Origin of the sequence: Nostoc sp. MS1 (assembly GCF_019976755.1) — a bacterium.
GTDB lineage: Bacteria > Cyanobacteriota > Cyanobacteriia > Cyanobacteriales > Nostocaceae > Trichormus.
This window is the reverse complement of record NZ_AP023441.1, coordinates 2,161,487-2,173,547: the sequence shown is the minus strand read 5'-3', so window position 1 is coordinate 2,173,547 and position 12,061 is coordinate 2,161,487. Positions and strand designations below refer to the sequence as shown.

Below are 12,061 nucleotides of genomic sequence, written 5' to 3'. Positions count from 1 at the left end.
TCTTGACGATGTTTTACTGATATTGTTTCTTACTTTGTTGAGACCTGCCTATGGGTATATTTTATTGGTCATTAGTTATTAGTCATTAGTCCATAGTCCATAGTTATTATTTTTTCTCCTTCGCTTCCCCATCTCCCTCATCTCCCTCATCTCCCCCCACTCCCCACTCCCTACTCCCTGCCAGACTGGCGACAATCTTAAGTAACTGGATTGGCTCAATGGGTTTGGGAATGTGAATTTGAAAGCCGGCGCTTAGAGCTTGGAGGCGATCGCTTTGTCTGGCGTAGGCTGTGAGGGAGGCGGCTGGGACGTTTCCGCCTTGTTCTGGTGGTAGGCTTCTAATTGTGCGAATTAGGGAATAACCATCTTCACCTGGCATACCAATATCACTTAACAGTACGTCAGGTTTGAATATTGGCAATAGTTCTAAAGCTTCACGGGCGGAGGCGGCTGTGGTGACGGTTGCACCGTATTGTTCTAAGGCGGTTTGGATAAATTCCCTAGTATCTGGCTCGTCATCAACTACTAAAATTTTTAGTCCGGTGATTTGGATGTTGGTATCCCAGGCTGTCTGCCGTTGAATTAGTATTTGTTCTGCGGTGATGTTGAAGGAAGTTGGTAAAATTGGCAACTCGACTGTAAATGTTGCGCCTTTTCCTTCTCCTTCGCTGGCGACGCAAACTGTACCATTATGCACTTCAACTAAATTACGCACGATCGCTAAACCTAAACCCAGCCCTCCTTGATTTCTGGTTGTGGTGGAGTCTGCTTGGCGGAAACGTTCAAATACATAGGCTAGAAACTCAGGGCTAATACCTTTGCCTGTATCAATTACCTGAATCTGTACAGTAGTTTCCGTTTGTTCTAGACGGATTTCTACTCGTCCACCTTCTGGAGTGAACTTAACAGCGTTAGAAAGGAGATTCCAAACGATTTGCTGTAGGCGTTCTGGATCACCTGAAACTTTGACATCAACATCAAGTTGAGAGTCAATGAAAATTGATTTACTATTAGCAACAGGTCTAACTGTGTCTAAGGCTGCTTGAATTACAGGAATTAAGCTGGTGGGACAGAGATTTAGGCGAATGTTACCGCGAATAATCCGAGAGATGTCGAGTAAGTCTTCAATTAACTGAGTTTGGGCTTGGGCGTTGCGCTCAATCGATTCTAATGCTTGCTCAATTTTGTCTGGTGGTAGTTTACGGGTGCGGAGTAGGCGCGACCAGCCTAAAATACCGTTGAGGGGCGATCGCAATTCGTGGGATACTATCGCCAAAAACTCATCTTTCATCCGGCTGGCTCTTTCTAGTTCTATTCGTGCCGCCCGTTCTCGCTCTAATGCTTGCGCCCGTTCTTCAATTACCAATTTTTGGTCATGAATATCGGTGCAGGAACCAAACCAATTGACAATTTTACCGTCTTCCTCATGTAAGGGTAAGGCTTTTCCTAAATGCCAACGGTATTCACCATCGTTACGACGTAAGCGATATTCTATATTATAACTGTTTCCAGTTTGTAGGCTATTTTGCCATACAGTAATGGTACGCGCCAAATCATCAGGATGTAAAATACTTTGCCAGCCTTCGCCTTTGCTTTGTGCTAGTGTCTTGCCTGTGTAGTCGTACCAACGTTGATTGAAATATTCATTATAACCATCTGGTCTGGTAATCCAAACCATCTGCGGCATAATGTCGGCAAGGGTGCGGAATTTTAATTCACTTTCACATATTGCTTGTTCGGCTTTAGTACGTTCAGTTACATCTAAAACTAGTGAAAGTACAGAAGTTACACTACCACCCTCATCATTGATGGTGGAGTTGTACCATTCACAATCAATTACTTTGCCATCTTTGGTATAGTTGCGATTATATTGGATAATTTGCGCTTCTTGACCACTGAGGAGGCGATCGCTTACTTGGGCAACAACTGCTATATCTTCCTCATAAACCATGTGTAGGTCGTGGATGTACTTTCCTAACACCTCCTCTGCTTGCCAACCAAAGATTTTTTCCGCCGCCGATGACCAACGGGTAACGCACAGATGACAATCCCATTGCACCACGGCCAAGGGGGTAGTATCTATGTGGAGATTTAACAATTGCAGGGCATCTTGTAGGGCTACTTCAGATTGCTTACGCTTAGTAATATCTGTGTGCGTACCCAGCATTCGCAGGGGATTACCTTGCTCATCCCAAGCGACTATTTTACCAATGGAGAGAATCCATAACCAATCGCCGGATTTGGTGCGTTGTCTGAATTCTACTCTATACTCGTCGGTTTTGCCAGCAACATATTCTTCGTAAACCCGATACACTAATTCTCTGTCATCAGGATGCAGGCGATCGCGCCACGCCAGATTTGTTTCTTGGAACTCATCGGGGTCATATCCTAACATCTGGGCGTATTCTGGACTAACTACTGCATCCCCAGTTTGAATGTTTAAATCATAAAGTCCTTGATTGACGGCTTTCAAGGCTAAACGCAAGCGTTCTTCACTTTCTTTTAAAGCAGCTTGGGCAGATTTTTGTTCACGCAAAACTGCTTGCTGTTCAGTGACATCAACATTAATTCCTATCATGCGTAAGGGCTTACCCTCCTCATCATAGAATACCTGCGCTCTCGCATTAAGCCAGCGAACACTGCCATCTTTCCAAATCACTCGCCAGTCAGTGAACATCTCACCTGTTTTTAAAGCATTAGCTACACTTGCTTCCGCCTGGGCTAAATCTTCGGGATGTACCCACCTCGTCCATTCTTCATAAGTTTCTCCGAACTCTCCAGGCTGTAAACCGTAGAGTGCTTCTAATTCATTTGACCAAATATTCGTATTAGTCTGAATATTCCATTCAAAAGTACCAATTTTTGCTGCTAATTGTGCTAGATATAATCTTTCTCGTTTCTGTCGTAATCTTACTTCTACTTGCTTGCGTTCCGTAATATCCTGAGTAATTGCCATGCCAGCAAAAATTTGACCATGTTCGTTCCTCACAGGCAGAACATGAACATCATAAGTATGATTGTCATAGGTCACTTCAAAATGGGAATCCTGTCCTAATAAAGCTTGGCGATAGGGTTGCTCAAGAGTATTGCTAGTTTCTGGAGGTAGTGCTTCCCAAATAGTTTTACCTTCCAAGTCTGCTTTGTTCATTCCTACCATTGCCAATCCTTGACCTGCTACCAGGATGTAGCGTAAGTTCTCGTCAAATAGAAAAACACCACCATTAGGAAAGTTTTCTAGAACTGTGCGGGTTAGTTCCTGATTAGTTTGCAGTGCTGCTTGTGTCTGTTTAACGTTCGTTATGTCGCGGGTGACTGTCAATACAGAAGCAACTGAGCCTTCCAAAGAAAACTCTGGCACAAGTTGAATTTGGTAAAAGTGGTTGATGCCATCGTTTCCTGGGAAACTAAATTCACTGGTTTGTTTTTGCCCTGTACGGATGGCTTCTTGTAGAACCGCTTGCCATTGAGGAGCCAGGGCTTCACCTCCCCAAACTTCCGACAGCGTTTTACCAATCAATGCTTCGGACTTTAAGCCAGTAATTCTTTCATGGACAGAGTTAGCGTAGATGTAGCGTAAATTAGTATCAAAGCGTGTGATGACATCGGGAACATTGTCTACTAATGTGGCTAACTCTTGCTGGTGACGACGCAGTGTTTCTTGGGCTTGATGACGTTCAGTTACATCCTGCCAATTTACTACAAAGCCATCTTGATATTTAGCAGCCCGAATATTAAAAACTCGCGCTAAACGTTGAGAGTTGTAATTATCTTCGTAAATTAGTTCTTCTTTTACTAGAGTTTGCCCAGTCTCTACCACTTGACAGTATTCGGCAAATAGCCCGGATTCTTTATGGTTGGGGAGGATTTCACACAGTCCCTTACCAATTTGTGCTTCATAAGTCCAGCCGTTACAGGCACAGGCAGCAGTGTTAACATACTCGATGCGAAAATCGACAATTTGCCCAGAGCGATCGCGGATGGCAGAGTAAACACCAAAGCAATCTAAAATATTTCCTACAGCCGTGCGAAAACTTCCTTCACTTTCCTGTAATTGTTGGTTGGTGGCAGTCATTGAACGGTTAACTCGGCTTAAATCGATCAAAGAAGTCCAGTTATTATTTGCTCTTATAGTTTTGATGAGTAAAACTATACCCGCTAAAATGATCCCGATTAATTCTAGCCAAAGAGTTAAAGCGATCGCCCATCTAGATACAGGGAACCAAGAAATACAAGATTTACCCTGGTATAAGGCGACAAATCCAATCACCGCCAGTACTAGCCAAGCCAAAGTGAACACAATCAGTCTTTTGTGAGACAGCATAGACTCGCCAGGGTAAGTAAAAATCTAGGTTGCTTAAATGCTTAATTTCATAATGTATCAGTCTCTCTAAAATTTGGGGTAGGGGGTTTTAGAGAAGTGGGTAATGGGAAAAGTTTTTGTTTGGTTGCAACAATTTTTGATATTGCACTGATTTCAAAATTAACTATTCAAAAATCTTTTCCTTCATTAAAACTGGATTTTCATATTTTACCTAATTAGAGAAAACAGATTTCTCATATTGTTAATTTTCGTAAATTTACTGACTTTAACACTAGAAACCTGATATTTACCTAGTTAAACTAACATACAGTGCATCTGTACTGCTTGTTAAGAAACAATTTATGTAGATGTGGCGCTATAGCCTCAATGATCCCAGTACAACTTGTTCTTAAAAACTTTCTGAGTTACCGTGATGCAACTGTAGATTTTCGTGGTTTGCATACGGCTTGTATTTGTGGTTCTAATGGAGCCGGTAAATCATCTCTCCTCGAAGCTATTACTTGGGCTTTGTGGGGTGAAAGTCGGGCGGCGGCTGAAGATGATGTAATTCATGCTGGTGCTAAAGAGGTGAGAGTTGATTTTACTTTTCAAAATAATCAGCAAAAATATCGTGTAATTCGCTCAAGGGTGCGGGGTGCTTCCGGGGTTCTAGAATTTCAAATCGAAACACCTTCTGGGTTTCGAGCAATTACTGGTAAAGGTGTCCGAGCTACTCAGGATTTGATATTAGAACATATCAAGCTCGATTACGATACTTTTATTAACTCTGCCTACCTCCGTCAAGGGCGGGCGGATGAATTTATGCTCAAACGCCCCAGCGAACGTAAAGAGATTTTGGCGGAGTTATTAAAACTCAATCAATATGATGAATTGGAGGAAAGAGCCAAGGAGTCATCACGCCAATTTAAGATTAGGGCGGAAGAATTAGATCGTTCTTTGGAGTCGATTAAGACGCAACTTAAACAACGGGAAAACACCAAAGCTCAAAGGACAGAATTAGAAGTTCAAATTAATCAACTGCAACAGGTGCAAGCCTTTGAGACAATTAAATTGCAAAGTTTGCAGGTGATTCAACACCAAAGACAAAATACCGAACAGCAACTAAATTTTGTTAGGCAACAATACCAAAATCTTACCCAAGATTGCGATCGCCTCCAGCAAGAACAGTCAGCCGCAAGAACGCAGTTGGCAGAGTTAGAAGCTATCTTGCAGCGCGAAGCGGAGATTACCAACGGTTATAGCCATTACCAAAGCCTGCAAGCTCAAGAAGAAGCCTATGCTGCCAAATTTGAGGAACACACCCGCGCTACATCCCTACGCCAACAAAAGCAGCAACGGTTAACCAAGCAAATTCACGAACTAGAAAGGCAACTCCAACAAGTCCAAGGACAACTGGAAGCTTTACAACAGCAAGAACAAGAAATTCAACACACCCTAAGTAAATCAGGGGAAATAGAAGCAGCACTATCCCAACTTACAGCCGCCCGTCGCCATTTAGCTCATCTTGATGAGTTGCAAATGCAGGTTTCGCCCTTATTACAACAGCGTCAAAATTTGCAAAGCCATTTAGATCGGGTTCACGCGGGTTTAGTTGCACGCCTTGAACAGCTACAAGCTACAGAAAATCAGCTGCAAAGGGCTTCCCAGCGCCAACCCCAACTGCAACAAGCAGTGGTGGAAGTGGCAATGCAGATTGATCAAATGGAGAAGGATAAGGTTTATTTGCAACGTGTTCAAGAAAAAGGGCATGAGAGACGGCACTTTATTGAGCGGTTGCAAGCGCAACAACGAGAATATGAAAGATTATTGGGGGAATTAGAGCAGAAATTACAAATGCTCCGTACTCCTGACGCTATCTGTCCCTTGTGTGAACGTCCTTTAGATGAGCATCACTGGAACCGGGTTGTAGATAAAACCAAGGATGAGTATAAGGAAACTGAGGGGCAATTGTGGGTATTCCGGGAACAGATGGCGGTTTCTGATAGAGAAATTCAGTTATTGCGTCAGGAATACCGGGAAATAGCTCAGAAATTAAACGTTTACGATACCTTAAGGGAGCAAAGAGGACAACTAGCTGCACAACTGCAATCAACTAGCGATGCTGAACAACAATTACAACAGTTGGCAGCCGAAAAACAACACTTAGAGCGATCGCTCCAAGCTGGTGATTACGCCCTTGATCAACAAGCCGAACTGCGACAACTACAAGAGCATCTGCAAAAATTAAATTACAATGAGCAAGACCATGCCCTCGCCCGAAGTGAGGTAGAACGGTGGCGCTGGGCAGAAATCAAGCAAGGGCAAATAAAAGATGCTAACAAACGCCTAGCCGCACTCACAGCGCGTAAACCAGAATTACAAGGCCAAATTAGCCAATTACAAACCAGAATCCAGCAAGAGCAAACAGATTCCGAAGATGCTCAACAAATCGCAGCCTTGGAACAGCAAATTGCAGAAATTGGCTATAGTTCAGAACAGCATAACAACCTGCGTGTAGCCGCTCGTCAAGGGCAATCTTGGCAGTTACGATATCAGCAGCTATTATCAGCCCAACAACAGCAGCCCCAACTCCAGGGGAGATTACAAGAGCTAGAAGCGTCTAGAACCGCAAGATTACAGGAACGCCAACAACTCGCCACCCAAATCGACAGCCTTGTTGAACAATTAGCCCAAAATGCCAACCCCATCGAGCAAATTCAAGCCTTAGAACAGCAGTTAGCCACTAGAAGGCGACAACTAGACGAACAAATTGCCCAATTAGGACGTTTGGAACAGTTAGCGCATCAACTAGAGGCGTTACAAACTCAGTACGAGGAGCAGCAGGAACAATACCAAACTTGCAAACAACAATATCGGGTATATCAGGAATTAGTGCAAGCATTTGGTAAAAATGGTATCCAAGCGCTGATGATTGAGAACGTGTTACCGCAACTGGAAGCCGAGACAAATCAACTCTTGGCAAGGTTAACAGCAAATCAACTGCACGTACAATTTATTACTCAAAGAGCAGGTAAAGGTAGTAAATCTACTAAGAAAAATGCCAAACTCATCGACACCTTAGATATTGTCATTGCCGATGCTAGAGGTACAAGAGCCTATGAAACCTACTCTGGTGGGGAAGCCTTTAGAATTAACTTTGCCATCCGTTTAGCCTTAGCTAAACTCCTAGCACAAAGAGCAGGAGCCGCCTTGCAACTGTTAATTGTCGATGAAGGCTTTGGTACACAAGATGCCGAAGGATGCGATCGCCTTATTGCTGCCATAAATGCGATCGCCAACGATTTCGCCTGCATCCTCACCGTCACCCACATGCCCCACCTCAAAGAAGCCTTCCAAGCCAGAATTGAGGTAAATAAGACTCAAGAAGGGTCGCAGGTTAGGTTGTTAACGTAATTTAGTAGAGGTATATACCTAATAAAAAACTGTTTTCCTTACGAAAAACTTCTGACTAGAGAACAAGAGAAAACTCTTTTCAACCTGAGAACAGCAGATATACCCCCAGAAAGTGAAAGATAGAGCATCCGTGATTAGATTGAACACACATGGTTGGTACGTAGAGAAGATAGCGGATCACTTTAACTGGACTGCCCAAACAGTGCCAGAAGTGTTGCATAGATGGGAAAAGCGAGGGGTGGAGGGGCTTTGGGAAAAAGCAGGGCGTGGAGAGAAACAGAAGTGGGTGGAAGCTGACATAGTGTTTTTAGAAATGTTGGAATTGTCTGCGGCGGCCGGAGAAATCGACCTGAAATATCTAGATGAATCCGGGTTTTGCGCTTGGAGTGAGCCAAGTTATAGCTATTACTTTCGAGGTCAGCAAAAACGTCTAGAACAAAGTCACATCGGGGACGAAGGTTGAGCATCATTGGTTTACTTCAACCAATAGTTAGCTTTGTTTATGGTCTAGTGATTGGCGGCGTTTCACACCAATCTTATATACAGATGATGGAGCTTGAAGTTGCTGAAGCTCAAAAAACAGGACGCATCCGAGTAATCGTACAGGACAACGGCCCAATACATCGATGTAAAGAAGTTCAGCAATCATGGTCAAAGTGGGAAGACATGGGTTTGTACATGTTCTTTTTACCCAAATATTGCTCGGAAATGAACCCAATTGAATTGGAGTGGCAACACCTCAAAAAAGATTGCCGACTTGACACCACGCTTCAAGGCTAATATTATTAGTCTTGAAGGCTAACATAATTAGCCATAGGAGGCAGTCATGATTGCAAATTTTCAATTCAAAACAACTACCGTCAATGGAGAGCAGTTAGCTTATGAGGTTGGTGGGAGTGGATCACCAATCGTATGCTTCCCAGGCATGGGTGACTTGCGCCAGGAATATGATCGCCTTGCCCCTGTGCTTGTGGAAGCAGGCTTTCGAGTCATTGTTGCTGATTTGCGCGGTCACGGCGATTCTTCTGTAGGGTGGGATAAGTATGATGTTGTGACTTTGGCGAGTGACATTGAACGAGTGCTGGATGCTGAGAAAATTGAGAAAGCTTTATTAATTGGCTGTTCGATTTCCGGTGCTAGCACTGCCTACTTTGCGGCACAGCACCCAGAACGAGTGGCAGGATTAGTCGGATTGAGTCCGATCCGCCGGGTTCCATTTACAGGGTTCAAAGGGATGTTGATGCCTTTGATTCTCCAAGTGATGCTCATGCAACCTTGGGGAATCTCAGCCTGGGGCTGGTACTACCGTTCGCTGTATCCCTGCACACCCCCCAATGATCTCGATGCTTATGTGGCTAGACTGGAAGCTAAACTGAGAGAACCTGGCCGTTTTCATGCTTTCAAGTCAATGGCATTTACAGGACGCAATCCGGCTCATCTCACCACCATCCAACTTCCTGTTCTCGATTTTCTGGGTACGGCTGATCCAGATTATGATGATCCACAAGCTGAGGCAGATTGGCTCAAATCGATGATGCCACAAGATGAAGTACGCCTACTCGAAGGTCTTGGGCATTACCCACATCGGGAACAGCCAGAGCGTCTTTTGCCTCATCTGCTTGACTTTGCTCATCAGACGCTACAGTCAAATTCACCTCCTGCCAAAGATTAAATATGTGTCCTGCTCCTGCCAAAACATCTTATTCAGAAATTATCCTTACCGCTCAACACTTGTTAGAAACTCAAGGACTAGAAAACCTGTCCATGCACATGGTAGCGGCTTCTTTAGGCGTTCGCGCGCCATCATTGTATAAGCACGTCGAAAATAAATCACAGCTTGTCAAGGCTGTTCTAGAAGCGATGCTCGTTGAGCTAGGGCAAGCCTTAGCCGATGCAGCACAAAGACACAATCTCAAAGATGATTTACAAGCAATGATGAATGCTTACCGTGCTTTTGCACATCAGCATTCAACGCTCTACCCATTACTTTATTCTCGTCTTTCCTCAGAGATGCAGCCGGATACTAAGGTGAGTGCAACTGCTGTGGCTCCTTTACTACAGACGATCGAGCAGTGGGTGAACCAAGAGCAGTCGCTCAGTGCTGCTCGAATTGTCGTTGCATTTACGCACGGCTTTGTCCACATGGAACTGGCAGGAGCATTCCGCTTGGGAGGCAATGTTGAGGAAGCATTTGAACTAGGTATTGAAAGTTTGATTGAATTTCTTCACAAATTCCATAGCGATAAGACTTAGTAGCGTCAGCCAATTTACCAAGCGTTGCTGCGGGTGGCGCTGTTTCAAAAAATTATTACTCCTAACCCTCTTATGTCACTTTCCGGTTATTCTGAATACAAGAATAAAAAAAGAAAACCCTGAAAAGTAAGTGGGGCAATGGATGTAGAGTTACTGACAGAAGAGGGTTATAACAGTGTGAAACTTAACTATATTTCTGCCAACATTGCCAAATGCTGACTGACTGGAGCTAAGGTATTGGCAACAATTATCCCACTAGCGGCTACGGCTGGTAAACCAATGCCGGGGAATGTGGAATCACCACAGCACATCAACCCGTTTAAGGGTGTGGTGTGAGATGGAAATAAACCAGAGGCGGCGGAAATTGCTGGGCCGTAGGAACCACGATGGCGGCGTAAATAACGTTCGTGGGTAAGGGGTGTCCCAACTAAAGTGATTTCGCAACGGTTGCGGATGTCGGGGATGATTCTTTCTAAAGCGTGCCACATGACTTCGGCACGCGATCGCTTTAATTGGTCATATTCCTGACTTTTCCTATCCAACCCCTGCCAAATCTTATAAGGTTCATTACCAGGGGTATATACATGAATTACATGCTTACCTTCTGGTGCAAGTGATGGGTCAAGAATTGAGGGAATGGATACCAATACGACATTTTGCGGTGCAGTAATACCCAATTCCCAATCATTCACCACAATATAATGACAAGCCAAGTTTGCGGATAAACCTTGGGCATCAATACCTAAGTGTAGGTGCATAAAGCTGTCACATTCCGGCGTTGCTTGGCGTTGATTACGAAATTTTTCTGGTAACGCACCTTGAGGCAGTAACTTCAGCGTATCCCACACCGAAGCATTAGACACAACCGCCTTCCGAGAGCGAATTTCTCGCCCATCACGTAACCTGATACCAACCGCCCTGTTCCCTTCTACTAAGATTTGCTCAACATGACTATTTAAAAGCAATTTCCCGCCATGTTTTTCTAACCCTTGTACAAGGGCATCGACTAAAGCACCACTACCACCCACAGGATAATCCAGAACTACCCCTGGCTTGTACCAATCGGCAAACATAAAAGCCACTTCTGCGGCGTTAGTATCAGCAGCAGGCAGTCCTGAGAGAAGGAAGCACAATAAGTTCAGCCAATTATTAATAAACGGGTCACGGACAACATCATCCATGATGCGAGAGAAAGGCCCCGTCAACTTAATAAAATTGGCAGCGTGTTTAGCTAGAGATGGGGCAAATTTGCCAACAGTTAAAGCCGCGCCTAAATCCCAGCGTAACGCAGCTGGAGGAAGTGCGATCGCTGCTTGGGCTAATGGTGTCATCACCCGTTGTAACTTTCGCCACTCAGCTACAGCATCACCACCCCGTAACCTCGCCAACACTTCACAAAACTGTTCTGCACCAACAGATGTATTAAAATCACCCTCTGGTAAGCGACAGCCCCAAGTATCATAGGTGACACATGGCAAATCAACCCCAATTATATCTAGCACTTGTCGTAGAGGGTTAACCGAAGGACTATAAGACAACCCAGAGTATAATGAAGGCCCTGAATCAAACTTAAATCCTTGACGCTCAAAACTGTGTGCTGCGCCACCAGCGATGTTATGACTTTCACAAACAGTCACATCAAAACCATAACGCGCCAACACAGCAGCACAACTCAAACCCCCAATACCGCTACCAATTACAATTATGTCGGTCATTGGTTATTAGTCATTAGTCCATAGTCAACAGTCCATAGTCTACAGTTATTTTCCCTCAGCACTCAGTACGCAAATTACGTTAGCGTAGCGGGGCGTAGCCCATTACGAATTAAAAATACTGTACTCTCGCATCCAAACCATTAGAGCGTAATATTCTGGAGGTTCTTTCGGCGGAGGCGCGATCGCTAAAACTGCCAGCGTTGACGAAGGTTCCTAAGCTGGATTTGGCTGTGTAAGCATCGGGTATATAACGGCGTACTTGATTGAGGGTGCTGCCATTGCGAATTGGTACTATAACTACGTAGCGATTGTTACTAGAGTTATTAGAAATATTGCTAATGGAAGTACCATTATTGATGTTTAGTGCAATACCTTAGCC

General features: G+C 44.3%; 5 protein-coding genes and 1 pseudogene. 4 read left to right on the top strand and 2 right to left on the bottom strand.

The features are described from left to right. Window positions 1-106: 106 nt before the first annotated feature. The gene (locus tag NSMS1_RS09435; RefSeq protein WP_224092723.1) at window positions 107-4,321 is read right to left on the bottom strand and encodes a PAS domain S-box protein; all 4,215 of its coding nucleotides are present in this window, start codon (window positions 4,319-4,321) and stop codon (window positions 107-109) included. Window positions 4,322-4,687: 366 nt separating this feature from the next. On the opposite strand from NSMS1_RS09435, the gene sbcC reads away from it, so the two are divergent. The 4 genes and pseudogenes from sbcC to NSMS1_RS09415 all read left to right on the top strand — a co-directional run bounded on the left by sbcC (window position 4,688) and on the right by NSMS1_RS09415 (window position 9,967). Further along, window positions 4,688-7,714 carry an AAA family ATPase gene (gene sbcC / locus NSMS1_RS09430; protein WP_224092722.1) on the top strand — a complete coding sequence of 1,009 codons (3,027 nt, stop codon included), beginning with the start codon at window positions 4,688-4,690 and terminating at the stop codon, window positions 7,712-7,714. 21 nt (window positions 7,715-7,735) lie between these two features. After that, window positions 7,736-8,494: pseudogene (locus NSMS1_RS09425) on the top strand (transposase). 46 nt (window positions 8,495-8,540) lie between these two features. Further along, on the top strand, window positions 8,541-9,386 hold the full coding sequence (locus NSMS1_RS09420; RefSeq protein ID WP_224092721.1) for an alpha/beta fold hydrolase: 846 nt from the start codon (window positions 8,541-8,543) through the stop codon (window positions 9,384-9,386). Window positions 9,387-9,388: 2 nt separating this feature from the next. Continuing rightward, window positions 9,389-9,967 carry a TetR/AcrR family transcriptional regulator gene (locus NSMS1_RS09415; RefSeq protein WP_224092720.1) on the top strand — a complete coding sequence of 193 codons (579 nt, stop codon included), beginning with the start codon at window positions 9,389-9,391 and terminating at the stop codon, window positions 9,965-9,967. Window positions 9,968-10,155: 188 nt separating this feature from the next. Here NSMS1_RS09415 and NSMS1_RS09410 read toward each other — a convergent pair whose 3' ends face one another. Continuing rightward, on the bottom strand, window positions 10,156-11,682 hold the full coding sequence (locus tag NSMS1_RS09410) for a phytoene desaturase family protein (RefSeq protein ID WP_224092719.1): 1,527 nt from the start codon (window positions 11,680-11,682) through the stop codon (window positions 10,156-10,158). Window positions 11,683-12,061: the final 379 nt, after the last annotated feature.

Excerpts from the sequence above, each read along its gene's own strand:
- NSMS1_RS09435 (WP_224092723.1), bottom strand. The coding sequence starts at position 4,321 with ATGCTGTCTCACAAAAGACTGATTGTGTTCACTTTGGCTTGGCTAGTA.
- sbcC (WP_224092722.1), top strand. The coding sequence starts at position 4,688 with ATGATCCCAGTACAACTTGTTCTTAAAAACTTTCTGAGTTACCGTGAT.
- NSMS1_RS09420 (WP_224092721.1), top strand. The coding sequence starts at position 8,541 with ATGATTGCAAATTTTCAATTCAAAACAACTACCGTCAATGGAGAGCAG.
- NSMS1_RS09415 (WP_224092720.1), top strand. The coding sequence starts at position 9,389 with ATGTGTCCTGCTCCTGCCAAAACATCTTATTCAGAAATTATCCTTACC.
- NSMS1_RS09410 (WP_224092719.1), bottom strand. The coding sequence starts at position 11,682 with ATGACCGACATAATTGTAATTGGTAGCGGTATTGGGGGTTTGAGTTGT.